21 protein-coding genes and 1 pseudogene are annotated in these 24,982 nt (G+C 70.0%); 9 read left to right on the plus strand and 13 right to left on the minus strand.

Going from position 1 to position 24,982, the window contains the following annotated elements; translation table 11 throughout:
* Nucleotides 1-83: 83 nt before the first annotated feature.
* Nucleotides 84-1,202 (minus strand): LLM class flavin-dependent oxidoreductase, encoded by a 1,119-nt coding sequence (locus OO69_RS43360; protein WP_078652839.1) that lies wholly within the window; start codon nt 1,200-1,202, stop codon nt 84-86.
* An 87-nt stretch (nt 1,203-1,289) separates the two neighbouring features.
* Nucleotides 1,290-2,066 carry an SDR family NAD(P)-dependent oxidoreductase gene (locus tag OO69_RS43365; RefSeq protein ID WP_033286498.1) on the minus strand — a complete coding sequence of 259 codons (777 nt, stop codon included), beginning with the start codon at nt 2,064-2,066 and terminating at the stop codon, nt 1,290-1,292.
* Between the two features lie 201 nt (nt 2,067-2,267).
* Here OO69_RS43365 and OO69_RS43370 point away from each other — a divergent pair, with 201 nt between their 5' ends.
* Nucleotides 2,268-3,002, plus strand: coding sequence for a hypothetical protein (locus OO69_RS43370; protein WP_199811144.1), 735 nt, complete (start codon nt 2,268-2,270; stop codon nt 3,000-3,002).
* 61 nt (nt 3,003-3,063) lie between these two features.
* On the plus strand, nt 3,064-3,858 hold the full coding sequence (locus OO69_RS43375; protein ID WP_033286500.1) for a hypothetical protein: 795 nt from the start codon (nt 3,064-3,066) through the stop codon (nt 3,856-3,858).
* 41 nt (nt 3,859-3,899) lie between these two features.
* On the opposite strand, the gene OO69_RS43380 is transcribed toward OO69_RS43375, so the two are convergent.
* From OO69_RS43380 to OO69_RS43390, 3 genes are all read right to left on the minus strand, one after another.
* Complete coding sequence (locus tag OO69_RS43380) at nt 3,900-4,550, minus strand: response regulator transcription factor (RefSeq protein WP_033286501.1); 651 nt, start codon at nt 4,548-4,550, stop codon at nt 3,900-3,902.
* A gap of 108 nt (nt 4,551-4,658) precedes the next feature.
* Nucleotides 4,659-5,582 (minus strand): LLM class F420-dependent oxidoreductase, encoded by a 924-nt coding sequence (locus OO69_RS43385; protein WP_033286502.1) that lies wholly within the window; start codon nt 5,580-5,582, stop codon nt 4,659-4,661.
* The gene (locus tag OO69_RS43390) at nt 5,579-6,832 is read right to left on the minus strand and encodes an amidohydrolase family protein (protein WP_051801669.1); all 1,254 of its coding nucleotides are present in this window, start codon (nt 6,830-6,832) and stop codon (nt 5,579-5,581) included. The genes OO69_RS43385 and OO69_RS43390 overlap by 4 nt, the downstream gene beginning before the upstream one ends.
* A 210-nt stretch (nt 6,833-7,042) precedes the next feature.
* Here OO69_RS43390 and OO69_RS49090 point away from each other — a divergent pair.
* Both OO69_RS49090 and OO69_RS43400 read left to right on the plus strand, forming a co-directional pair.
* Nucleotides 7,043-9,998 (plus strand): annotated as a pseudogene (locus OO69_RS49090) (BTAD domain-containing putative transcriptional regulator).
* 243 nt (nt 9,999-10,241) lie between these two features.
* Nucleotides 10,242-10,439, plus strand: coding sequence for a hypothetical protein (locus OO69_RS43400; protein WP_033286503.1), 198 nt, complete (start codon nt 10,242-10,244; stop codon nt 10,437-10,439).
* Between the two features lie 70 nt (nt 10,440-10,509).
* Here the strand turns inward: OO69_RS43400 and OO69_RS43405 are convergent, their stop codons facing one another.
* Nucleotides 10,510-12,102 carry a FadD3 family acyl-CoA ligase gene (locus OO69_RS43405; protein WP_033286504.1) on the minus strand — a complete coding sequence of 531 codons (1,593 nt, stop codon included), beginning with the start codon at nt 12,100-12,102 and terminating at the stop codon, nt 10,510-10,512.
* A gap of 113 nt (nt 12,103-12,215) precedes the next feature.
* Between OO69_RS43405 and OO69_RS43410 the strand changes: the two genes are divergently transcribed.
* The 3 genes from OO69_RS43410 to OO69_RS43420 are packed head-to-tail and all read left to right on the plus strand — an operon-like array spanning nt 12,216 to nt 14,587.
* Complete coding sequence (locus tag OO69_RS43410) at nt 12,216-13,364, plus strand: lipid-transfer protein (protein ID WP_033286560.1); 1,149 nt, start codon at nt 12,216-12,218, stop codon at nt 13,362-13,364.
* Nucleotides 13,365-13,382: 18 nt separating this feature from the next.
* The gene (locus OO69_RS43415) at nt 13,383-13,799 is read left to right on the plus strand and encodes a Zn-ribbon domain-containing OB-fold protein (protein ID WP_033286505.1); all 417 of its coding nucleotides are present in this window, start codon (nt 13,383-13,385) and stop codon (nt 13,797-13,799) included.
* Nucleotides 13,796-14,587: an enoyl-CoA hydratase/isomerase family protein gene (locus OO69_RS43420; protein WP_033286506.1), complete on the plus strand. Its 792-nt coding sequence runs from the start codon at nt 13,796-13,798 to the stop codon at nt 14,585-14,587. Before OO69_RS43415 ends, OO69_RS43420 begins: the two co-directional genes overlap by 4 nt.
* 3 nt (nt 14,588-14,590) lie before the next feature.
* On the opposite strand, the gene OO69_RS43425 is transcribed toward OO69_RS43420, so the two are convergent.
* The 3 genes from OO69_RS43425 to OO69_RS43435 form a co-directional block, all read right to left on the minus strand.
* The gene (locus OO69_RS43425) at nt 14,591-15,094 is read right to left on the minus strand and encodes a hypothetical protein (RefSeq protein WP_033286507.1); all 504 of its coding nucleotides are present in this window, start codon (nt 15,092-15,094) and stop codon (nt 14,591-14,593) included.
* Between the two features lie 36 nt (nt 15,095-15,130).
* Complete coding sequence (locus OO69_RS43430; RefSeq protein WP_033286508.1) at nt 15,131-17,470, minus strand: PQQ-binding-like beta-propeller repeat protein; 2,340 nt, start codon at nt 17,468-17,470, stop codon at nt 15,131-15,133.
* Nucleotides 17,471-17,659: 189 nt separating this feature from the next.
* Complete coding sequence (locus tag OO69_RS43435) at nt 17,660-18,394, minus strand: VOC family protein (protein ID WP_078652840.1); 735 nt, start codon at nt 18,392-18,394, stop codon at nt 17,660-17,662.
* Between the two features lie 134 nt (nt 18,395-18,528).
* Here OO69_RS43435 and OO69_RS43440 point away from each other — a divergent pair, with 134 nt between their 5' ends.
* On the plus strand, nt 18,529-19,164 hold the full coding sequence (locus OO69_RS43440) for a TetR family transcriptional regulator (RefSeq protein WP_019075507.1): 636 nt from the start codon (nt 18,529-18,531) through the stop codon (nt 19,162-19,164).
* 45 nt (nt 19,165-19,209) lie between these two features.
* Here OO69_RS43440 and OO69_RS43445 read toward each other — a convergent pair whose 3' ends face one another.
* Both OO69_RS43445 and OO69_RS43450 read right to left on the minus strand, forming a co-directional pair.
* The gene (locus OO69_RS43445) at nt 19,210-19,695 is read right to left on the minus strand and encodes a nitroreductase/quinone reductase family protein (RefSeq protein ID WP_033286510.1); all 486 of its coding nucleotides are present in this window, start codon (nt 19,693-19,695) and stop codon (nt 19,210-19,212) included.
* The gene (locus OO69_RS43450; protein WP_033286511.1) at nt 19,692-20,882 is read right to left on the minus strand and encodes an acyl-CoA dehydrogenase family protein; all 1,191 of its coding nucleotides are present in this window, start codon (nt 20,880-20,882) and stop codon (nt 19,692-19,694) included. Before OO69_RS43450 ends, OO69_RS43445 begins: the two co-directional genes overlap by 4 nt.
* Nucleotides 20,883-20,958: 76 nt before the next feature.
* Here OO69_RS43450 and OO69_RS43455 point away from each other — a divergent pair, with 76 nt between their 5' ends.
* Complete coding sequence (locus OO69_RS43455) at nt 20,959-22,131, plus strand: thiolase C-terminal domain-containing protein (RefSeq protein WP_033286512.1); 1,173 nt, start codon at nt 20,959-20,961, stop codon at nt 22,129-22,131.
* Here the strand turns inward: OO69_RS43455 and OO69_RS43460 are convergent.
* Together OO69_RS43460 and OO69_RS43465 are read right to left on the minus strand one after the other, a co-directional pair.
* Nucleotides 22,029-23,228 (minus strand): acyltransferase family protein, encoded by a 1,200-nt coding sequence (locus OO69_RS43460; RefSeq protein WP_033286513.1) that lies wholly within the window; start codon nt 23,226-23,228, stop codon nt 22,029-22,031. The two genes, OO69_RS43455 and OO69_RS43460, sit on opposite strands and share 103 nt — an antisense overlap.
* 79 nt (nt 23,229-23,307) lie before the next feature.
* Entirely contained in the window at nt 23,308-24,663 is a 1,356-nt protein-coding gene (locus OO69_RS43465; protein WP_106971220.1) for a DUF11 domain-containing protein, read from the minus strand.
* Nucleotides 24,664-24,982: the final 319 nt, after the last annotated feature.

Below are 24,982 nucleotides of genomic sequence, written 5' to 3' on the forward strand. Positions count from 1 at the left end.
CGCTTGCTTTTAGGGGCGTTGTTTTTTAGGGGCGCGGGGAACTGCGCGACCAGCCCCCACCCACCCGCGGCCGCCGTACAACCTCAGGCCGTCTCCCGGAACCGCGTAGTCCGGTGAACAGGATCCGTGTCGATCTTCGGAACCACGTGCTCCCCGATCAACCGAATCGTCTGCAACGTCTCCTCCTTGGGCACCCCCACCGGCAACCCAAAACTCAACTGATCCGCCCCCGCCTGCTCCCACCGCTTGCACTGAGTGAGCACCTCATCCGGATCCCCACAGATCAACAGCTCCTCCTCCACGAGGAGTTCGACGAACTCCGGCGTGTACTCGGGCAGCGTCTCCGGCCACACCGGAAACCCCTCAGGCCGAGGAAACGTGTCGTGGTACCGGAACACCAGCGAGGGCAGATAGTGCAGCCCCCCACTCGTCGCGATCCGGATCGCCTCGTCATGGGTCGGCGCACAGATCGCCGTCGTGGTCACCATGACGTTGTCGTTGACGAACGCCCCCACCGGCTCGGCGTTCACGATCGCCGTCTTGTACTGCTCCAGCACCCACTCCATGTCGGACACCTTCTGGATGCTGAACCCCAGCACCCCCAGCCCCTTACGCGCGGCCATGGCGTACGACGGCGGCGACCCGGCGGCGTACCACATCGCGGGGTGCGCCTTCCCGTACGGCTTCGGCAGGATCTTCCGCGGCGGCAACTGCCAGTGCTTGCCCTGGAAGCCGACGTACTCGTCCTGGAGCCACATCTTGGGGAACTCGGCGATGGTCTCTTCCCAGATCTCCTTGGTGTAGTTCATGTCGGTCACCCCCGGGATGAACCCGAGGATCTCGTGCGACCCGGCCCCGCGCCCGCTCCCGAACTCGAAGCGATTACCGGTGAGATGGTCGAGCATCGCGACCTTCTCGGCGACCTTCACCGGGTGGTTGACCTGCGCGAGGGGGTTGAAGATCCCCGACCCGAGGTGGATGCGTTCGGTCGCGTGGGCGAGGTAGCCGAGGTAGACGTCGTTGGCCGAGAGGTGCGAGTACTCCTCCAGGAAGTGGTGCTCGGACGCCCAGGCGTACTTGAAGCCGGACTTGTCCGCCTGGATGACGTACTCGGTCTCCTCCATCAGCGCCTTGTGCTCGGCCAGCGGGTCCGTCTCGGCGCGCTTGCCCACGTATCCCTGTACAAAGAGCCCGAATTCCAAGGAGGTTCACCGTCCCAGTCCAGATGGTCCCTATGAGTGCTACGACTTTCTGACGTAGCGTCAGATTCGTCAATAGTTGACGCCTCGTCAGATGACACTGACCCCGGCCAGCCAGCCCCCGTCGATCACGAACGGCTGCCCGGTGATGTACGACGAGTCGTCCGACGTCAGGAACAGCGCCAGCCGCGCCACCTCGTCGGCCCGCCCGATCCGCCCCAGCGGCACGAGCTTGCGGTACAGCTCGTCCAGCGCCCGGGTCATCTCCTCCGGGTCCGCGTCCGGGTCGAGCCGGGCCGGGTTGGACATCGCGGTGTCCACGGCCCCGGGGCAGACGGCGTTGACCCGGATCCGCCGGCTCGCCAGCTCCAGCGCGGCCACCCGGGTGAGCCCGAGGATCGCGTGCTTGGTGGCGGTGTAGGTCCCGACCGCCGCCATCCCCGTGACCGCCGTGTACGAGGCCGTGTTGACGATCGTGCCGCCGTCCTCCATCGCCGCCGCCACGGTCTTGATCCCCAGGAAACAGCCCACCTGGTTGACCCGCACGACCTGCATGAACTCCTCAAGGGGCGTGTCCACAAGGGAGTTGAACCGCAGGATCCCCGCGTTGTTGACCAGCCCGTCGATCCGCCCGTGCGCCTCCTTGGCGGCCCGCACGGCGACACCCCAGTCCGCCTCCTCACCGACATCGAGATGGACGTAGGACGCGGACCCGCCCAACTCCTTGACCAGCGCCTCCCCTTGCTCGTCCAGCACATCCGCTACGACGACCTTCGCGCCCTCGGCCGCGAACAGCCGCGCCTCCTGCTCCCCCTGCCCGCGTGCCGCCCCGGTGACGATGACGACACGCCCGTCCAGCTTGCCCATGCGGGCCTCCTCGGGATCGGTGGATGCAGGGCATCGTAGCGCCGTAGCTGACGGAGCGTCAGATAGCGGGAAGGGCCTTGCACAAGCACACCACGAGCACGCCGCAGGCACGCCGCGAGTGCACAAGCGCACTTCAAGTGACCGTGGAGTAGGGATATTTGACCCTGGCCATACCTCGGCTTGGCTCCAACAATTCCTGTCATGGCAAAGCGGAGATTGCGCAACAGGAAAGTCAGGTACGTGGCGATCGGCGCGGCACTCGCCACCGGCGGAGTGGTCGTCGCCCTGCTCCCGTCGGCGAACGCGGCCGACGCCAAGACGCCGGACCAGATCATGACCATGTGCGAGCGGTCCGCGGTGGTCAACGGCGAACAGCGGTCCGTGGAGGATTTCGGCGGCGCCTTCGCGGACGGTTTCCAGGCCGACAACTGCGACTACGTGGAGACGAATTTCGAGACCTTCGACGGACCCACCGAAAAGGCGTCCATCGACTTCCCCAACTGCGAGCCCAACGCCACCGATCCGGCCAAGGTCTCCATCACCTGGTCGTCCACGGCGGCCCAGGGACAGGGCAAGTACGTCTCCACCCAACAGGGCGCCGCAGGAGGCCTCTTCGGATTCCTCAGCGGGTCCTGGTCCAAGCACAAGGGCACCCTCGACATGACCGTGAAATCGGCGACGGCCGGCGACACGGAGGCGCGTGACGTGCCGGTCGGCAAGGTGCTCCACATGGAGTTCACGCCCAAGTTGCAGCGCATGACCGGGGAATGGCGGGTGCGGATCGACGCCCGGGACCAGACCACCGTCCTGCCGGCCAGCCCGGAGCAGAACTTCGTGGCGCCGGATGTGGTCGAAGGGCCCGTCATCCTGCCCGGCGCCGCTGGTGCTCCCGGTGTCGTGGACGGCACCTCCAAGGCGGTCCTGGAGGGCTGCTGAGACTCCGGCCTGCCGTCAAGTAGCCCCAGCTCACGACCACTTCACCCCACTGGAGACACTCATGACCCGGAACGGCCGCAGCAGAAGCCACCGGAGCAAGAAGAAGCGCATCACCCTCGCCCTGGCCCCCGTCGCGGCGCTCGCGGTGATCATCCCCCTGATGAACCAGGCGAACGCCGCCACCCCCTCCGAAGTGAGCGCCGACTGCTCCGCGGACTCCGACAAGCTGGCCGACTGCGAGTTCGTGGACGTGCAGTTCAAGGCGAACAGCCTCGGGCCCAATGAACGCGTCTCCCCGGTGTCCGACAACTGCGGTTCCACGAGCACCGCGTCGAAGACCTTCAACGTGAGCACCTCGGTGACGAGAACCCTTCAGCTGGAGGAGGGAACGGTCACCGAGGCCGGGACGAAACTCGGCAACTCGCTCTTCGAAGTCGGCCTGGAATTCAGCACGTCGACCATCAACATCACGCGTGACGACAAGACGACCACCCTCGCGTTCAGCCGGACGGACACCGTACAGGCGGACAGCACCGCCTTCTACATGTGGTCCGCCAAGCGCACCGATGTGAGCGGATTCCTGAAGGCCACGTACAAAGAGGCGCAGGACGGCCAGACTGTGTTCTTCTCACCGAGCGAGGGCGCCGCGACCGTGCACGTCTTCTATCCGCAGATCCTGAACAACGGAACGCCGGACGGGCGCCTTTGGCTGCGGAATGTGAAATGCGCGACCACCGCGGCCGACACCGTCCCGAACTCCACGAAGGCCCTCCAGTCCGAAGAGGCCGGATTCGGTCAGGGCGGCGCCAATGTCACCGACGTGGAAATACCGCTGTCGGAGATCCCGGCACCCTGATCTGTGCCTGATCTGTGCCTGATCTGTTCCTGATCCAGTTCTCAGGTGCGAAGCACGGGCGTGGCTCCCAGCCACCGCAGGACCGCGTCCGTGCCGCTCCTGGCGTCCAACTTGGCATAGATGTTGCTGAGGTTGTTGCGCACGGTCTTCTCGCTCAGCCGTAATCGCTGCCCGATCTGCTGAGCGCCCAGGCCGGTCGACAGCAGTTCCATGATCTGCTGCTCGCGGGGCGAGAGCAGCGCGCGCAGCCGCTCCATCGCGTCGTCGGTCGCGGCCATCCGCCGGGCCCCCTCGCGCAGGGCGGCGGTCGCCGACGGGGAGAGGTAGGTGTGCCCGACGGTGGCCGCCACCATCGCCGAGGACATCATCTCGGGGCAGTGGTCGCCCTCGACCAGATAGCCCGCTCCGGCCCGGAACACCTCGACCACCGCTTCGGTGTCCCGGCGCGGACTGACCACGACCGCCGGGACCCGCCGGGTGCGGAGAACCTCCAGCAGCCCCGGAAAGGACGCGGCCGGATCCTCGCAGTGCAGCACGACGACGTCCGCCGCGGTCTCCGCCAACCCCTCGTAGGGCGGGGGGACATGCACCACACGGTCCACGTACGGATCGTCCGGGGGCGGCCAGTTCTCGTGCGGCCAGGTGACCCCCGCAGAGGCCACGGCAACCACGAGTCGCTCGGAGGATCGCACTTCGGAGGTCCTTCCGCCGGAGCCAAAACGTCCGTACGTCCGTACATACGCGGCTCGGCGTAACCGTGTTCAAACAGGCCGTGATCAAAGTCGTGATGAGAGTCGCGCTCAGAGCAGCGGCCCCACCTCGGTCCCGAACGCGCTGATCTGGTCGGTGAGTTCGGCCCGGTCACGGCAGCGGAACCGCACCTGGATCTGGTCCACGCCCATCGCCTCGTAGGCACCCAGGGACTCCGCGAGAACCTCGGGCGCCCCGCTGAGCGTGCGCCGCCCGACCTCCCACCCCGGATCGCCCACGTACAGCGGCTCGGTGATGGCCCCGAACACGAACGGCCCCTGGATGGACGCCTCTTCACGCAGGCGCCGTATCCGCTCGATCTGCGCGGGCAGCTTGTCGCGCGGGTCGCCCTGCGGCAGCCAGCCGTCCGCCTTGAGCGCGGCCCGGCGTACGGCGGCGGGGGACGATCCTCCGACCCAGAGCGGGACGTGTTCCTGCGCGGGCCGGGGCCGCTGCCCGAGCCCCTCGAAGTCGTACAACTTGCCGTGGTGCTCGGGGAATTCGTCCGGCCCGAGCGCGGCACGCAACGCGTCGATGGACTCGTCGAGGACCGGCCCGCGCCGCTCGAAGTCCACCCCCAGCGCCTCGAACTCCTCCCGCACGTGCCCGGCGCCGACCCCGAGGATCAGCCGGCCCCCGCTGAGGTGGTCGAGGGTGGCGTACTGCTTGGCGTTGAGCAGGGGGTGCCGTAGGCCTACGACCGCCACATGGCTGAGGAGTTGGACGCGTTCGGTGACGCCCGCGAGGAAGGAGAGGGTGGCGACGGGGTCGTACCAGATCGTGCTCATGGCGGCGGCGAGGCGGCGCGGGACGCCGACGTGGTCGCAGCCCGCGATGTAGGCGAAGCCCGAACGGTCGGCGGCCCGCGCGATCCCGACGAGGTCGGCGGGGCCCGCGTCGGCCTCCCAGGGCTCGGCGTAGATGGTGCTCTGGGACTGGACAGGCAGCTGCAACCCGTAGGCGAGGCCGCTCACTTGGGGCCCTCCCACAGTCCGTCCGGTGTCAGCCCGAGCAGCTCGATCGCGTTGCCTCGTACGATCCGTTCGACCACGTCCGGTGCCAGGTGACCCATCTGTGCCTCGCCGACCTCGCGGGACTTGGGCCAAGTGGAGTCGGAGTGGGGGTAGTCGGTCTCGTAGAGGACGTTCCCGACGCCGATCGAGTCGAGGTTCTTCAGGCCGAACGCGTCGTCGAAGAAGCAGCCGTAGACGTGCTCGGTGAAGAGTTCGGACGGCGGGCGGTGGACCTTGTCGGCGACGCCGCCCCAGGCGCGGTTCTCCTCCCAGACGACGTCGGCGCGCTCCAGGATGTAGGGGATCCAGCCGATCTGGCCCTCGGCGTACATGACCTTGAGGTCCGGGAAGCGCTCGAACTTGCCGCTCATCAGCCAATCCACCATCGAGTAGCAGCAGTTGGCGAAGGTGATCGTGGAGCCGACGGCGGGCGGCGCGTCCGCCGAGGTCGACGGCATCCGGCTGCTGGAGCCGATGTGCATGGCGATGACCGTGCCGGTCTCGGCGCAGGCGGCGAGGAACGGGTCCCAGTCGTCGGTGTGGATGGAGGGCAGGCCGAGGTGCGGGGGTATCTCGGAGAAGGCGACGGCGCGGGTGCCGCGGGCCGCGTTGCGGCGGACCTCCGCGGCGGCCAACTCCGGGTCCCACAACGGGATGAGAGGCAGTGGTATCAGGCGGCCGTTCGCGTCGGGGCCGCACCACTCCTCCACCATCCAGTCGTTGTAGGCGCGGACGCAGAGCAGGCCGAGTTCGCGGTCGGCGGCCTCGGTGAACGTCTGGCCGCAGAAGCGGGGGAAGGTGGGGAAACACAGGGCGGACTGGACGTGGTTGACGTCCATGTCGGCGAGCCGGGACGGGACGTCGTACGAGCCCGGACGCATCTGCTCGTAAGTGATGACTTCGAGCTTGATCTCGTCCCTGCTGTAGCCGACGGCGGTGTCGAGGCGGGTGAGGGGGCGGTGCAGATCCTCGTAGACCCACCAGTCGCCGATGGGTCCGTCGTCGCCGGGCTCACCCATCACGGGCTTGAACCGCCCGCCGAGGAACGTCATTTCCTTCAGCGGCGCGCGGACGATGCGAGGGCCGGTGTCCAGGTACTTCTTGGGCAGCCGGTGCTGCCAGACGTCGGCGGGCTCCACGGTGTGGTCGTCGACGGAGATGATCAGCGGGAGGGTGGCCTGGTCGGTTTCCTGGGGGTTCTGGGTGTCCATGGCGCTCACGGTAGCGCCGATCTGACGACCCGTCAGCTAGCTGGATCCGGGTTCGGGGTGCTCGGTTCTGTGCGGACTTGTGCGCAGGCCGTGTGAGGGCCTTGTGATATCCCGCGCGGCCAGGTGTGAGCGGTGTCTCCGAGAGCTGACGCATCCGCCGCGGACAAGGCAAACTGTCGTAGTTAACAGGCTTGCCTAGGGGGAACGGCGATGGACGGTGGACCGCGAGTACCGGAGCAGCGGCGCCCCGGGTCCGGCTCGGAGGAGTCGACCGCGCTGCGCTTCAGCGTGCTCGGTCCGGTACGTGCCTGGCGGGGCCCTGTTGCGCTGAACACGGGCTCGCCGCAGCAACGCGCCCTGCTGGCCGCGCTGTTGCTCCGCGAGGGCCGCACGGCGACCGCCGGTGAGCTGATCGACGCCCTATGGGGCGACGACCCTCCGTCGCAGGCGCTGGCCGCGGTGCGGACGTACGCGTCCCGGCTGCGCAAGGCGCTGGACGCCGGGGTGCTGGTCAGCGAGTCGGGCGGGTACGCCGTACGGGGCCTGCCCGAGGGCGCGTTGGACGTGGCCGAGGTCCACGACCTGGCGAACGAGGCGGAGAAGGCGAAGTCGGCGGGTGACCTGTGCCATGCGCGGGACCTGCTGGGCCGGGCGCTCGCGCTGTGGGACGGCGAGCCGCTGGCCGGACTCCCGGGGCCCTACGCGGAGGCGCAGCGCGTCCGCCTGGAGGAGTGGCGGCTCCAACTCCTCGAATCCCGGCTCGACATGGACCTGGAGCAGGGCTGCCACGCGGAGGCCGTCAGCGAGTTGACCGCCCTCACCGCGGCCCACCCGCTCCGCGAACGTCTCCGCGAGCTGCTGATGCTCGCCCTGTACCGCTCCGGCCGCCAGGCGGAGGCCCTGGCCGTGTACGCGGACACCCGGCGCCTGCTCGCCGACGAGCTGGGCGTGGACCCGCGCCCCGGCCTGCGCGAACTCCAGAACCGCATCCTCCAGGCCGACCCGGGCCTCGCGGAGCCCTCCGCCCCGGCGGCGGAGACCGTGGCGGCCCCGGTCCGCCCCCATCAACTCCCGGCGACGGTCCCGGACTTCACGGGCCGCGTGTCCTTCGTGTCCGAGCTGAGCGATGTCCTGGCCTCGGCGGAGGGCCGCGTGATGGCGGTGTCGGCGCTGGCGGGAATCGGCGGCGTCGGCAAGACGACCCTCGCGGTCCACGTGGCGCACCAGGCCCGATCCGCCTTCCCCGACGGGCAGTTGTACGTCGACCTCCAGGGCGCGGGCTCCCGCGCCGCCGAACCCGAGACCGTACTGGGCGCGTTCCTGCGGGCGTTGGGCACCCCGGACTCCGCGATACCCGACTCCCTGGAGGAGCGGTCCGCGCTGTACCGGTCGGTGCTGGACGGCCGCCGGGTGCTGGTCCTGCTGGACAACGCGCGGGACGCGGCCCAGGTACGTCCCCTCCTCCCCGGCATGGAGGGCTGCGCGGCGCTGGTGACCTCCCGTGTGCGGATGGTGGACCTCGCCGGGGCGCATCTCATCGACCTCGACGTGATGTCCCCCGAGGAGGCGCTGCAGCTCTTCACGAAGATCGTCGGCGCCGAACGCGTCGCCGCCGAACGGGAATCGGCCCTGGACGTGGTGGCGGCCTGCGGCTTCCTGCCCCTCGCCATCCGCATCGCGGCCTCCCGCCTCGCGGCCCGCCGCACCTGGACGGTCTCGGTCCTCGCCGCCAAACTCGCCGACGAACGCCGGAGGTTGGACGAGCTCCAGGCCGGCGACCTCGCCGTGAAGGCCACCTTCGAGCTGGGATACGGCCAGTTGGAGCCGGCCCAGGCGCGAGCCTTCCGTCTGCTGGGCCTGGCGGACGGCCCGGACATCTCCCTCGCGGCGGCCGCGGCGGTGCTGGACCTCCCGGTCGAGGACACGGAAGACGTGCTGGAATCCCTCGTAGACACGTCACTTGTGGAATCGGCGGCTCCCGGGCGGTACCGGTACCACGATCTGGTGCGGCTCTACGCGCGTGCGTGTGCCGAGCGGGACGAGTCGTCGCCGACGGAGCGGGGGGCCGCGCTCTCGCGGTTGCTGGACTTCTATCTGGCGACGGCGGCGGGGGTCTACGCGATCGAACGCCCCGGGGACCGGCTGGTGGACCACCTGGAGCCGACCGCCGTCGAGGGCCTGACGTTCGCGAACCGCCAAGCGGCGTGGGACTGGCTCTACTTGGAGGCCGTACCGCTGCTGGCGTGCGTACGGCAGTCGACCGAGAAATCCACCCTGCGCCGCGCGATCGATCTTCTGTGGGCGTCGGTCGACCTCGCCGAGTCGGGGGCCAACACGAAGGAGTACGAGACGGCCGCGGCGGCCCTGCGTGATGCCGCGCGGGCCGAGGGCGACGTGCGGGCGGAGGGACGCGCGTCGGTCGTGCTGAGCAACGCGCGCCTCTTCTCGGGGCTCTTCGACGTGGCGTACCGGGAGGCGCAGGAGGCGTTCCGGCTCGCGGAGACCACCGACGACCTGCTGCCGTCGTGCTGGGCGGCGAACATCCTCGGCGGCATCGCCTTCTACCAGAACCGGCACCAGGACGCCGAGGACCACTTCGGCCGGGCCATCACGAAGTTCCGGCACTGCGGCGACATGGCGGGAGCGGCGGCCGCCCTCTGCAACCTGTCCCGGCTCCACCTCGCGACGGGCCGTGCCGAATCGGCGGTCGAGCTCGCCCGGCAGGGGGTCGACATCTACGAGAACCTCGGCCACTCCCTGCGGGGGGGCGAACGGGCACTACGCGCTCGGGATGGCCCTCGGCAAGACGGGCCAACACGCCAACGCCGCCGAGCAGTTGGAGGAGGCCCTGCGGGTCTTCCGCTCCAGCCGCCAGCGCCTGTGGGAGGGCATGACGCTCTGCCGGCTCGCGGAGGTCGACCTCGACGCCCGCAGGCAGGCCAGCGCCGCGAGCAATGCCGAGATGGCGCTCACCGTCCTCAGGGGGATCGGCGGCGAGTGGCGGCGCGCGCATGTGCTCACCGTGCTGGGCAGGGCGCTGAACGGCATCGGGCACTCCGGGCGGGCCGAGGTCTGCTGGCGCGAGGCCCTGGAGATCTACGAGGGGCTGGACTCGCCGGAGGCCGCTCAGGTGCGCCTGCTCCTCACCCCGGTCCCGGCTTCCTAGGGCTCCTCCGCCGGGGCTCCCGCCGCCCGGCCGGGGTCCCGGGCGGCGTTCATCGTTCGTTTATCGCCGCCCGGCACTCTTTCCTTAGTCGATCCGTCGCGTCGGGGGGCAGACGGACCGCCGGTGAGGTCGCCTTTTCCTGCATCTAGGGTGGGCGACCGAGTACCCGTCCGGTCATCCTCGGGGGAGTGACCGGACGGGTCTCTCACAGTTCCGACTTGCTCCAACAGGGGAGGCACCACCATGAGCGACACCGAGAACGACACGGTCACGCCGGACAACACGCACGTCACCGACGAACCCGCCGGTGAGGAGATCACTCCGCTCAACACCCACGTGACCAGCAGCCCGATCAAGCCGCTGAACACCCACGTCACGGTGCTCGCGGACGACGGGACCGACACCCCGGACAACACCCACGTGACGTCCGAACCCAGCTAGACCATCTCCCCAGCACGGGGGATCGGCCGCGACGGCCCCGGGGGGAGCCGTCGCGGCCGATGTGTGTCCATCAGGGAGTGCGGATCCGCCCCCGCAACTCCCCCTTGACCACCTTCCCGCTGGCGTTCCGGGGCAGCTCGCCCACGAACTCCACCACCCGCGGCACCTTGTAGTTCGCCATCTCCCGCCGCGCCCAGGCGATCAGGTCGTCGGCGGTCAGCGTCACGTCCGGCCGCCGTACGACGTACGCCTTGCCGACCTCGCCGAGCCGCGCGTCCGGTACGCCGATCACCGCCACGTCCGCGACATCGGGGTGGACGCCGAGGAGTTGCTCTATCTCCGCCGGGTACGCGTTGAAGCCGCCGACGATGAACATGTCCTTGATCCGGTCGGTGATCCGGAGATTGCCCTCGTCGTCCAGGACGCCGACGTCGCCGGTGCGCAGCCAGCCGTCCTCGCCCAGCACCTCGGCCGTGGCCGCCGCGTCCTCGTAGTAGCCGCGCATGACGTTGAAGCCCCGGACCAGCACCTCGCCCGGGGTGCCGGGAGGCGCCTCCACCCGGACCTCGGTCCCCGGGATCGCCCGCCCCGACGTCGACGCGATGACCGCAGGGTCGTCCCCGCGCCGGCACATCGTCACGATGCCGCTGGCCTCCGAGAGGCCGTACGCCGTGAGGACGGTCCCGACGCCCAGCTCGCCCCGCAACCGTTCCACCAGCCGCAACGGCACCACCGCCGCGCCGGTCACCACGAGCCGCAGCGCCGAGAGGTCGTGCGCGTCCCGGGCGGGGTGGTCGAGGAGGGACTGGTGCAGGGTGGGCGGGCCCGGGAGGACCGACACCCGTTCCGCGGCGATGTTCGCGAGCACCGTGTCCACGTTGAACACCGGCTGCGGGATCATCGTCGCGCCCCGCATGAGGCAGGCGATCACGCCCGCCTTGTAGCCGAAGGTGTGGAAGAAGGGGTTCACGATCAGGTAGCGGTCGCCCTGCCGCAGCCCCGCCAGGTCGCTCCAGATCTCGTATCCCCGCAGCGTCTGCGCGTGCGTGATCACCGCGCCCTTGGGCCGGCCCGTCGTCCCCGACGTGAAGATGATGTCCGAGACCGACGAACCGTCCAACTGCCCTTCGCGCTCACGGACTTCGGCCGCCGCGACCCCTTCCCCGCCCGCGAGGAAGTCCTTCCACGTACGGAAGTCGGCGGGCGCGTCATCGGCCAGCACCACCACCTGCTCCAGCGCCGGAAGCCCGGGCAGCGGACCGTCCCCGGCCCCCTCCCCCGCCGCGCGCCGCAGCGACGCCACGTACGACGTCCCCAGGAACGTCCCGGTCACGAACAGCAACCGCGCCCCGCTGCCGCGCAGCACATACGCGGCCTCGCTCCCCTTGAACCGCGTGTTCAGCGGCACCAGCACCGCGCCCGCCGACACCGCGCCCAGCGCCGAGACGATCCAGTCCGTCGAGTTGGGCGCCCAGATGCCCACCCGATCGCCGACCTCGACCCCGGCGGCGATGCAGGCGGCCGCCGCGCGTTCCACCCGGGCGCCCAGCTCGGCGTACGAGATCCGCGTCCGGCCCTCCACCACCGCCTCGGCGTCCGCGTACCGTTCCGCGGCCGAGCGCACCAGGCCCGGGACGGTGTCCCACTCCACGTCTCCGCCCATGAACGGCCTCCCCACACCCACTAGCTGACTACCCGTCAGATTAGCTGTAGCCTGACGCCCTGTCAGCAGCCCCGGTGTCACGCGGAGGTGCACAGAGCATGGCCGGACAGCACATGGCGGGACTGAAGGACGCGACCGCGATCGTCGGCATCGGACAGACCTCCTTCGCCAAGCAACTCCCCGAGGACGAACGGACCTTGGCGTGTCGTGCCGTCCTCGCCGCCCTCGACGACGCGGGCATCGCCCCGAGCGAGGTCGACGCCCTCGCCTCCTACACGATGGAGGAGACGGACGAGGTCGAGCTGGCGAAGGCCGTCGGCTTCGGGGACCTGACCTTCTTCAGCAAGATCGGTTACGGGGGCGGGGGTTCATGCGCGACCGTCGCCCACCTCGCCACCGCCATCGCCGCCGGACAGGCGACGGTCGGCGTGGCCTGGCGGTCCCGGAAGCGCGGCAGCGGGGCGAGACCGTGGACCAACACGACCCGCCAACTCCCCACCCCCGCCCAGTGGACCCGCCCCTTCGGCCTCCTCCGGCCGGCGGACGAGATAGCCATGCTCACGCGCCGCTACATGTACGAGTACGGCGCGACCCGCGACCACTTGTTCAACGTCGCCCTCGCCTGCCGGAACAGGGCCAACCAGAACCCGGCCGCGATCATGTACGACCGCCCGCTCACCCGCGAGATGTACATGACCTCCCGCTGGATCAGCGAACCCCTCTGCCTCTTCGACAACTGCCTCGAGACCGACGGGGCGTTGGCCTGCGTGGTCGTCTCCCGCGAACGCGCCCGCGACTGTCGGCGCACCCCCGTCTACGTCCACTCCGCCGCCCAGGGCCTCCCCGCCCAGCACCACGGCATGGTCAACTACTGGAACGACGACCCCCTCACCGGACCCGCCTGGACCGCGGCCCGACACCTGTGGAAACACGCCGACTTCACCCCGCAGGACGTCGATGTCGCCCAGATCTACGACGCGTTCACCGCCCTCGTCCCGCTCTCCCTGGAGGGCTACGGCTTCTGCGGACGGGGGGAAGGGGGTGCCTTCACGGAGGGGGGCGCCCTGGAGATCGGCGGCCAACTCCCCCTCAACACCGGCGGAGGCGGCCTCTCCGAGGCGTACGTCCACGGCTTCAACCTGATCAACGAGGGCGTACGGCAGTTGCGCGGCACCAGCACCGCCCAGGTCCCGGACGCCGCCACCTGTCTGGTGACGGCGGGCGAGGGCGTCCCCACCTCCGCCCTGCTGCTCACGAAGTGAAATGAGGAGTCGACCGCCATGCTCACTCCGCTCACCGACGACGACGGCGCCCCCTTCTGGCAGTACGCCCGCGAGGGCGAACTCCGCGTCCAGACCTGCGCTGACTGCGCCGAACCCCGCTTCCCGCCCCGCCCCTGCTGCCCCCACTGCCAGTCCTTCGCGAGTGAATGGCGGCAGGTGAGCGGGCGGGGGCGGGTCTGGTCCTACGTCTTTCCCCACCCCCCGCTGCTTCCCGACTACGCCGCCGTCGCGCCCTACAACGTGATCGTCGTCGAGCTGGTCGACGCCCCGCGCATCCGGCTGGTCGGCAACCTCGTCACCGCCCCGGGGGCCGCTCTCAACTCCCTTGCTCCTGAACGGGTTCGGATCGGGGCGCGGGTGCAGGTCGTGTTCGACGAGGCCGGGCTTCCGCAGTGGGTTCTGGAGCGGTCATGACTCCCACCACTCCGACCACTCTCACCGTCTCCGTCGACAAGGACACCGCCGTCGCCGTCGTCACCCTCGACCGGCCGCGCAAGCTCAACGCCATCGACCTCGCCACGGCCGCCGAACTCAGCACTACGTGGCGGGAGTTGCGGTTCGACGACTCCGTACGGGCCGTCGTCCTCACCGGGGCCGGGGAGCGCGCCTTCTGCACCGGGCTCGACCGGGACGCGGTCGTGCCGCAGCCCAACTCGCCCTACATGCAGGACGATCCGCTGCTGCACATCGGCCCGAAGGCCAACGACCTCTGGAAACCCGTGATCTCCGCCGTGCGCGGGATGGCCTGCGGCGGGGCGTTCTATCTGCTGGGCGAGAGCGAGTTCGTGGTCGCCGACCCGACCGCCGTGTTCTTCGACCCGCACACCACGTACGGGATGGTCAGCGCCTACGAGTCGGTGCTGATGGCGCACCGGATGCCGTACGGCGAGGTCGCGCGGATGATGCTGATGGGGACGGCGGAGCGGATCTCCGCGCGGCGGGCGTACGAGCTCGGGCTGGTCTCCGAACTCACCGAGCCCGGGCGGGCGTTGGAGGCCGCCGTGGCCTGCGCGACCGTCATCGCCGGGTATCCGGCCGAAGGGGTCCAGGGGACCGTGCGGGCGTTGTGGGCGGCGAAGGAGGCGGCGCGGGCGCAGGCGTATGCGCAGGCGCCGCCGCTCATCGCCCTCGGCAATCTCCCGACGGAACGGCAGGCGGAGTTGTTCGCCGGCCGGAAGAACGGCGGTTTCCGGACCCGGTGAGGGTCAACTCACCGCTGTGGCCCGGCGGTCGACGACACAGTGGTCCACCGGGGTGGAGCTGCCGAGGAAGCGCACCCGCACGGTCGCCTTGCTGTTGGCCGGCACCTTGACGTTCGCGTCGTTGTAGTCGACCTCGTTGTCCTGGGCGTCCTCGAAGGTGACGTCGACGGAGAAGGTGACCTTGCGGTCGTTCGGGTTGCTGACCTCGACCGTCGCATACTGCTTCGTCGCCGTCGCGCAGCTCACCAGCCTCGCCGTACCGTCCAGCAGGCTGCTGGTGCCGCTGCCGGAGGAGGCCGTAGCGGCAGGCGTGGAACGGTAGTTGGACCGTCGGTTCGTCGACGTGTCGTGGTCCTGGCTGGAGCTGCTGCACCCGCCCCCTCCCCCACCACTGCCGCTCCTGTGACGGCTGGTGCTGTGGTGCCGTCCGTCGGAGAAGCCGGTGAGGGTGAGAACCGTCAGTGCCAGTAGCGCCGTGAGTTTGAGCCTGCGCCCCCGCGTATGCATCCGATCATGGTACCCACCTGCGCCAACTGGCTCCGCTCACGCGGTCCTTGCGGTGCCCGTGCCCTTCTCCGCGTCGAGGGCGTACACGCAGCGGTCCTTGCTGCACGCGTACACGACCCCGTCCCTGACGACCGGCGCCCCGGTGATCTCGCCGCCGGTGGCGAGCTTCCAACGCAGGCGCCCGTCATCGGACTTGAGGGTGTAGAGGAGGTGGTCGGTGGAGCCGAAGTGGATGCGGCCCTCGGCGACCGCGGGGGTGCCCACGATGTCGCCGCCTGCCTGGAAGCGCCACTTGGGTGTGCCGGTGACCGCGTCGAGCGTGTAGAGCCCTTTGCCGCTGCCGACGTGGACGTGGCCCGCGGCGACGAGGACCGGTTCGATCGACGCCCGGGACTCGGTCGCGATGCGCCAGCGGTCGCGGCCGTCGGCGGCGTCGAGGGCGTAGACCGTGCCGAGGTAGTCGGCGAGGTAGACGCCGCCGCCCGTGACCGCGGGGCCGGGGGCGAAGGTGGGCGGGCAGAGGAAGACCGCCGGGGCCTCGAAGTGCCAGCGGACGCGGCCGCTCGCCACCTCGACGGAGAGGACGCGGGTGCCTGCGGAGACGTAGACCTGACCGTCGGGGGCCGGGGTGATCCGTACGGGGACGCCGCCGCAGGAGGCCGCGTCGCCGATCGGGTACGCCCAGCGCTCGTCGCCCGTCCGAGCGTCCAGGGCGCGGAGGCGGGCGTCCTGCCAGACGTAGACGGTGCCGTCGTGCAGCGCCGGGCCAGCCTCCGGGGACTCGAAGTCGGTCTGCGCGCCGGTCAGTTGCCACAGCTTCTGCCCGGTGGACGCCTCCCAGGCCTGCACCCCGCCGCCGCGCGTGCCGGTGACGACGGTGCCGCGCTCTGCCTTGAGGGAGTACACCCACGCGTCGGTGGACAGCCGCCACAGGTCACCGCCCTCGCGGGCGTCCAGGGCGAAGAGGGTGGGGCCGTCCGAGGCGTGGATACGGCCGTCCGCGACCGCCATCGACCAGGCGACGTCCCGGGTCTTGAAGGACCGGCGGCCGGTCTGCACGTCCAGGGCGTGCACCTCGAAGGAGGTGACGTAGACGAGGTCACCGGCGACGGTCGGGGTACCCCAGACGTCGTTCGACATACGGAACCGCCAGGGGCGCCAGCCGGAGGCCGTTTCCGGGGGCAGCGCGGGGGGCGGGGGTACGGCGGCGGGGTCGGCGCCGTTGACGCCGGGGCGGGGCCGGGACCAGGAGGCGACCAGGCCGGCCTCCGGAGGGGGTGCCTTCACGGCGGCGGCGCGGGCGTCGGCGACCCGGGGGCCGGGACCGATGGGCACGGGCGCGCCCGCGAGCCGTACGGGCCCGGTGTCGGGGGCGCCGACCGGGACCGGCACGACGGGGTCGTGGGAGGGCGGCGGCGGTACGGCAGCGCGCCCGCCACCACCGCTGCGCCCCGCGGTGGGCGTCGGTTTCACGGGCGGGCGGCCACCGCGCCGGGTCTCGATCAGGGTGACCGCGCGCTCGGGCAGCCAGGCCGAGGCCGTACCGCTGTCGTCGGAGCCGGAGCCGAAGAGGTGCGGGGCGAGCTGGGCCTGGAGGTCGGCCGGGTTGGGCCGGCCGGTGGCCTCCATCTGCATGCAGGACTCGATGAGGGGGCGCAGTTCGTCCGGGAGGCCCTGGAGGTCGGGGCCCTCGCGCAGCAGCATAAAGACGGTCTCGACCGGGTTGGCGCCGTGGAACGGGGGGTGTCCGGTGGCGGCGAACACGAGCATCGAGCCGAGCGAGAACACGTCACTCGCGCCGGTGACGCTGCGCGAGTCCTTGGCCTGCTCGGGAGACATGTAGGCCGGGGTCCCCACGGCCACATTCGTCATCGTCAAACGCGTGTTCGACACACCGGAGGCGATACCGAAGTCGATGACCCGAGGCCCGTCCTCAACGACGAGCACGTTCGACGGTTTGAGGTCACGGTGGACAAGCCCCGCCCCGTGAATGGACTGCAGCGCCTCCGCGACCCCCGCCGCGAGCCAGCGCACCGCCTGGGCCGGCATCGGCCCGCACTCGTTCACTATCTCTTCGAGGGAGGGCGCGGGAACGTACGCGGTGGCCAGCCACGGCACGGCGGCGCGCGGATCGGCGTCGACCACGGCGGCCGTGTAGAACCCGGAGACAGCCCGCGCGGCCTCGACCTCACGCGTGAAGCGGACCCGGAAGAGCTGGTCCTCGGCGAGTTCCGTCCGCACGGTCTTGATCGCCACCCGCCGGCCGGACGCCGAGCGCGCGAGATAGACCAGCCCCATGCCGCCCGCGCCCAGCCGTCCCAGCACCTCGAACGGCCCGATCCGCCGCGGATCGTGCTGCGTCAGCTGATCCACCACTTGCCTGCCACCTCCCCGTACGAGCCACGCCACCCACATGTACGCGACCCCGTGCAGCGTCTCACCACCGCACCGCCATGGCGGCACGCACCCTGATTCTTCCTGGCCGGGCCACAGGTTGCGAACCCGGCGACTAATCGGGGTGTCTCGCCATATCTCCGGACAAACGTCCAGGTGTCAGCGTTGCGGTCAGCGTTGCAGCAGTGCGAACGACGCCCCTTGATTGTCCGTGACGACCGCCACTTTCCCGTACGACGTCTCGAAGAGCGGAACCTGAACCCGCCCCCCGAGCCGCCGCACCGCCCCCAGAACAGGCTCGATGTCCTCGACCCGGAAGTGAACGAGGAAATGCGGCGGCATCTCGACCGGGAAGACGTCGGAGACGGGCGCCCGCCCGAAATCGGGGGCGGCATCCGGTCCGAAGAGGGCGTCTGTGAAAAGTCCGCCGTAGAAATTGTTCGCGGTCTCCGTGTCGCGGGCGTACAGCTCGGCCCAGCCGAAGGTGCCGGGCTTGTGCCGGGTCCCGAAACCGGGATGCCGGGCCGCCTGCCACAACCCGAAGACAGCACCCTCCGGATCAGCGGCGAGAGCAGCGGTGCCCAGTTCCCCCAAGGCCACCGGAGCCATCACCACCTGCCCGCCGGCCTCCCGGATGCGCCCGCTCAGCCGCACCACGTCCGGCGTCGCGAAGTACACCGTCCACACGGTCGGCATCCGCCCGTCCGCCTTGTGGGCGAGCGCCGCGACGGCCTCGCCGTCCTTGCGGGCCCATACGGAGCCGCCGTACGCCTCCTCGAAGGTCCACCCGAAGAGCTCACCGTAGAACCGCCTGCCCGCCGCGAGGTCCGGAAGCTGTGCGTCCACCCAGCAGGGGACGCCCTCTCCGTAAGTCTTTTCCTTCGCGGATGCCCTGTTTTCGGCCATACCGTCAAAGTAACGGCGACGCACGCACCCCGCAGACCAGGCACACCACCCCCTGGACCCTCGTGCACCCCATTTGCAGTCGGCCGAATCGCGCTCCGATCACCCCTCGGTAAGCTGACGGCATGACAGGACAAGTGCGTACCGTCGACGGCCGCGTGGCCGGCCGGCGTGGGCAGGCGACCCGGCAGAAGCTGCTCGACTGCCTAAGCGAGATGCTCAGCTCCTCCCCTTACCGGGACGTCAAAGTCATCGATGTCGCCCGGAAGGCGGGGACTTCACCCGCGACCTTCTACCAGTACTTCCCGGACGTCGAAGGTGCCGTCCTGGAGATCGCCGAGCAAATGGCCACGGAGGGCGGTCAGTTGACCGAACTGCTCGCCGGCCGGTCATGGGTCGGCAAGGCGGGCTGGCAGACCTCCCAGGAACTCGTGGACGGATTCCTGGAGTTCTGGCGCCGGAACGACGCGATCCTCAGGGTCGTCGACCTCGGAGCCGCCGAGGGAGACAAACGGTTCTACAAGATCCGGATGAAGATCCTGAACTCCGTGAACAACTCCCTCTCGGACGCGGTCGCCGAGCTGCAGTCCAAGGGCAGGGTCGACAAGGACGTGAACCCGGCGGCGGTCGCCGGTTCACTGGTCGCGATGCTCGCGGCCGTCGCCTCGCACCAGAAGGGTTTCCAGACGTGGGGCGTCAAGCAGGCTGAACTCAAGCCGAACCTGGCGCTGTTGGTCCACCTGGGCGTGACCGGCAAGAAGCCGACGAAGTAGGAGTCCCTGCTTCCAGGTCCCAAGTCCTGTCTCGCGGGCGGTGGTTCACTCCGGTGGACCACCGCCTGCCCTGCGTGTGATCCGGAACAGCCGGATCTCCCGCTCGATCCGTTTCTGGTACGTGGCGTACGGCGGCCAGAACGCCAGCGCGGTCTTCCACACCCCGGCCCGCTCCTCACCCTCCAACAGCCGTGCGGTGACGGGGATTTCCTCCCCTTTCCAGCTGATCTCGGCGTCGGGGTGGGCGATCAGGTTGTGCGTCCAGGCGGGATGCCCGGTGCGGCCGAAGTTGGACCCGACGAGAATCCAGCCGCCGTCTTCCGGCATACAGGCAAGCGGACTACGCCGCGCCTGCCCACTCCGCGCCCCGGTCGAGGTCAGGATCACCCCCGGCAGCATCTGGGCGCTGAGCAGCACCTTCCCGCGCGTGAGCCGGTGCACGGTCCGGTCCATGGCGGGGATGACATGCGGGGCGATCCGCGCGAACGCCCGGGTCGACGACACCTTCTGCACCGCACGCACACCGATCACACCGTCACCTCGCGGTTCTCGAAAAGGTGCGCACCCTCGGCGGCGTACGCCCGCAGCCGGTGCACCGGCCCGAACAGCAGCTCGTCACCGGCGGCGCGCTTGAAGTAGAGATGGGCGTCGTGCTCCCAGGTGAACCCGATCCCGCCGTGCAGCTGGATCCCCTCGGCGGCGGCGGTCCGCAGGGCCTCCAGAGCCTGAGCGAGCGCGAGCCCACCGACCCGTTCGCCCTGGCCGGTCGCCCAAGCGACGTAGTAGGCAGCCGACTTGGCGGCCTGGACCTGCACATACACATCGGCCAGCCGGTGCTTCACCGCCTGGAACGACCCGATGGCCCGCCCGAACTGCTCACGCTGCTTGACGTAGTGGACGGTCCGCTCCAGCGCCCGGTCGGCGGCCCCGACGGCTTCGGCGGCGAGTACGGCGGCGACGGTGTCGCCGGTGGCGGAGAGTTCCCGCAGGACGTTGAGACTGTCGTCCGCGCCGAGCAACTCGGCCTCCACGTCTCGTAGTTCGAGCCGGGCCTGAGGCCGGGTGGCGTCAAGTGCGGTGTGCCGTACGCGTACGAGCCCGTCCGCGTCCCCCGCGACGAGGAAGAGGAGCGTCCGCGACCGGGCGAAGCACCCAGCATGAGCGGCGACGAGCAGCACCTCGGCACTGTGCCCGTCAAGAACCTGCGCGACCTGCCCGTACAACCGCCACCCGCTGTCTCCGACTTGCCGGGCCTGCACCCCGCCCGCGCGTCCACCCCCCGCCCATTCCCCGCCGTTGGGGCCGGTGAGGGTGAGGGCGGTGGTGAGGGCGGTACCGGGGACGGCGAGGGCGGCGGTGAGGGAGCCGGCGGCGATGCGGGGCAGGAGGCGGGCGCGCTGGGTGTCGGTGCCGAGGGCGAGGACGAGGGGCGCGGTGAGCACGGCGGTGGCGAGGAGCGGGGAGGGGGCCAGGAAACGTCCCGTCTCCTCTGCCGCGAGGGCGAGTTCGGTCGCCGAGCAGCCGACACCGCCGTAGGCCTCGGGGAGGGCGAGTCCGGGCAGGCCGAGTTGCCGGGCGAGGGCGGTCCAGAGGGCGGGGTCGTATCCGGCGGGAGTGTCGACGGCGGCGCGCAACTCGGCGGAACCGCACCGCTTCTGGAGCAGTTCGCGGAGGGTACGGCGGATCTCGTCCTGCTCGGCGGTGAAGCTGGCGTCCATGGCACTTCCCTCCAGATCTGACGGTCCGTCATATTAGGAGTCCGGGCACGATATGCACAGAGGGAGGAGGCCCCTCATGCCAGTGGGGAGCCGCAAGGTCGCCGTGGTGGGCGTGGCCCTGTCCGACTGCGGACGGGTCGACGACACGACCCCCTACGCCCTGCACGCCCAGGCGGCCCGCCGCGCACTGGCGGACGCGGGCCTGAACCGGTCGGTGGTGGACGGCTTCGCGTCGGCGGGTCTCGGCACCCTGGCCCCGGTGGAGGTGGCCGAATACCTAGGCCTGCGCCCCACTTGGGTCGACTCCACCTCGGTCGGCGGCTCGACGTGGGAGGTCATGGCGGCGCACGCGGCGGACGCGATCGCCGCGGGCCACGCGAACGCCGTGTTGCTGGTCTACGGCTCGACGGCCCGCGCCGACATCAAGGCGGGCCGCCGCACCGGCAACCTCTCCTTCGGCGCGCGAGGCCCGCTCCAGTTCGAGGTCCCCTACGGCCACACGCTGATCGCGAAGTACGCGATGGCCGCGCGCCGACACATGCTCGAATACGGCACGACGATCGAGCAGTTGGCGGAGGTGGCGGTACAGGCCCGCGCGAACGCCGCCCTGAACCCCGAGGCGATGTTCCGCGACCCGATCACCGTGGACGACGTCCTCTCCGGCCCGATGATCGCGGACCCGTTCACCAAATTGCACTGCTGCATACGGTCCGACGGCGGGGCGGCGATCCTGCTGGCGGCCGAGGAGTACGTACGGGACTGCCGTACCGCGCCGGTGTGGGTGCTCGGCACCGGGGAGCACGTGTCGCATGCCGCGATGTCGGAGTGGCCGGACTTCACGGTGTCACCGGCGGCAGTGAGCGGGCGACTGGCGTTCCAGCGGGCGGGAGTTGAGCCGTCGGAGATCGACTTCGCGGAGATCTACGACGCGTTCACCTACATGACGCTGGTGACGCTGGAGGACCTGGGTTTCTGCGCGAAGGGTGAGGGGGGTGCCTTTGTGGAGAAGGGGCGGTTGCGGGTGGCCGGCGGGGAGCTGCCGGTAAATACGGACGGGGGTGGGCTGTCGGCCCAACATCCCGGGATGCGGGGGCTGTTCCTGCTGGTGGAGGCGGTACGGCAGTTGCGGGGAGAGGCCGGGGCTCGTCAAGTGACGGGCGCGGACGGCGACTTGCCACGACTGGGGGTCGCCTCCGGGACGGGCGGCTGGTTCTGCTCTTCAGGGACGGTGGTGCTGGGCCGGGACTGAGCCATCAGGGACTTCCAGGACCGGTTCCGCTTGAAGGGCAGTTCGAAGATCTGGGAGAAGAGCCATGCCGTCAGCACCGACACGGGCAGGCCCAGGAGGAGCGTGAAGCAAAAGGTGTGCAGCCCGGGCGCGACGAAATGCGGGGCCACTCGGCGGATGACGACCAGGACGATCGGCAGGTGGATCAGGTAGAGGCTGTAGGAGAAATCGCCGAGGCGCTGAAGGGGGCGCGTGGTCAACAGCCGTACGAGGAAGGCAGGTTGGCCGGTGGCGACCGCGGCGATGAGCATCGTCATGGCGGGGGCGATAGCGAGGTCGATCCAGAAGTAGTGGCGCACCGTCCAGACGGAACCCTGGACGAAGCCGAGCGCCAGCACCGGCAGGGCGGCCAGGACGGCGAACCACCCCCACGGCAGACGCCGAACCCGCTCCGACGCGACGACGATTCCCGCACCCACGACTCCGGCGACGAACACGGGGGCGAGATGCGGGGCGAGCCAGTTGTCGCCCTCGACCGGGTTCGAGCCGGGGGCCAGCAGTCCGCGGACGACCACCGGGAGCGTCACGCACGCGACCGCGGCGGCCGCGCTGAACCGCCGCCGGACAAGGAGGACGAGGGGGAAGAGGAGATATAACTCGGCCTCCACTCCGATCGACCAGAAGGCGCCGTTCGGGGTCGGGGCGAAGAACACATCCTGAAGGACAAGGCCGTAGACGAGAAGTGATGATCCGTCAGGCGGCCCGTAGTGCGAAGCCGGCACCACGAACAGCGAGATGGCGAGGCTCAGGGCCAGCGCCGCCCAGTACGGCGGCAGGATGCGCCAGGCGCGTCGGCGCAGGAACTGGGCGACACCGCCCGACCGCCAGCCGTGCCGGGCCGGGGAGATCGCGAGCGAGAAGCCGGACAGCACCAGGAAGAAGACGACGGCGATACGCCCGAACATCAGCACGTCCAGCACCCGGGGCGCCGAACTGTCGGGATACCCCGGGAAGGCGTACAGCCAGCAATGGAAAAGCACCACGTACAGCGCCGCCAGCCCGCGGAGACCGTCCAGCCCCAGCACCTGCCGACGTACGGGTGCCTCGCTCGCTCTCACATCCACTGAAACTGAAATCGCTCGACCCTTTCTCCGACGCCACCCTCAGCGAGTGGTACGGGGCGTCCGGCCGGGCAGTTCAACGGTCGGGGTGGACCGCGACGACGGCCTTGTCGTTGCCCGGGTCCGGATCGCGGTCGCCGACGTACCAATCCTGGGCCGGTTTCTTGTCCTGGAGGGTCAGGGTGCCTTCGCCCGGTTCGCCGAGGCGCATCGTGAACGTGAAGGTCTGGGTCTTGCCGGGCTCCAGGGCCTTGATGTCACAGGTGTACGTGAAGGCGCCGTTCTCGCAGTAGGGCTCGTAGGCGTCCTCGTCGTACTCCTGCATGGGCTGCTTCACCATCTCCATGCCGAGCGGCGGGCTGAACACCAGTTGCTCCGTGGCGCCGGCGTCGGCGGGGCCGTTGTTGCGGACGGTGAGCTTGAAGGTCCGCTCGGTGCCGGGGGCGCCGTACAGGTTCACGTCGGAGACCGAGTAGTCGGCGTAGGTGTCGAGCACCACGTTCGTCCAGCCGCCGCCCTTGGCGTAGGTGCCCTTCCTGGCAGCGGTGGCTTCAGGACGGAGGGCCGGACCGTCACCGTGGTCCCCACCGGCCATGACACCCCCATCTCCCGGCCTCATGTCCAGCGCCCGGGCCTCGCTGTTGAAGGAGGCGTACATCTGCGTCTTGGGTGTACGGAGCCGGAGCGCGGGCCGGACGGTCACGGTCTGCCCGGGCGCGATGCGGAGATCCGGGAACTCGCAGACCGTGATGTGGCCCTTGTAGAAGCCCGGATAACGGCAGTTGGCGTACCGCTCCTCGAACTTCATGCGTTCGAGGCCGACTTCGAGCACCAGCCCCCTGGCCGGCACCTCGCCGGTGTTCCGCACCACGATCGGCTCGCTCAGCACGGCCCCCGGACGAACTCCGCCGAGTGACTTCGTCGTCAGTACCTCGACCACCGGCTCGCCTACGACAGCCTTCGTCCGCGCCGTGACCTTCTTCCCGCTCCGGCCCGTGTACGTGTACCGGACTTCCCCCGCATCTCCCGGCTTACTTCCCTTGGCCGCGACCAGAGAGACACCTCCATCCGACCTGCTGTCGTACTCGGAACGCACCGCACACGTCATATGCGTGGGGCTGCCCGTACAGTTCCCGCCTTTGCGCAGTACGACCGCGCTCTCCGCACCGGGCAGCACGTCCACGGTGAGGGTGTGATCGACGGGTCCCCTGCCACCGGCGTGCACCTTGCCGTCGTCGACGGAGAAGTGGAACGGGTCCTTGCCCTGAGGGCCGGACTTGTCGCCGACGGGGCGTAAGTAGAACACCTCGGGCGCGGTGATGGAGGGTGCCTTGTTGGTTTCCCCGCTGCCACAGGATGTGACCGCCGCGAACAGGAAGGTGACGGCTGCTCCGGCGCCGACCGTGCGCTTCAGCGGACGACGCCTGTTCACTGTCTCCCCCGTTTTCCCTCCGATGAGCTTGGGGGATCAACGTACTCCGTTCACCAGTGGACGTTGGGCCACTCGCTTCTTGGCCAGTGTCGGGCTTCCACGGCCCGAGTAAAGGGCGCTCCCTGCGGTCGCGTCGGCTCCGCCGATTCCGCTTCGCTCCACCCTTGACTAGGGCCGCTCCAGCCCGTTTCAGAAGCGAGCGAGCGGCCCGGAGGAACGGGTGGCCAGGCAGACATCCCCCTAAGGTGTCCCCCGCGAAGCCCCCACCGGCCGGTAGCCGCTTAGCCCACCCGGCGTGCTGGCGAGACGCGAGCGCGCC

The sequence above is a fragment of the Streptomyces sp. NRRL F-525 genome, assembly GCF_000716605.1.
GTDB lineage: Bacteria > Actinomycetota > Actinomycetes > Streptomycetales > Streptomycetaceae > Streptomyces.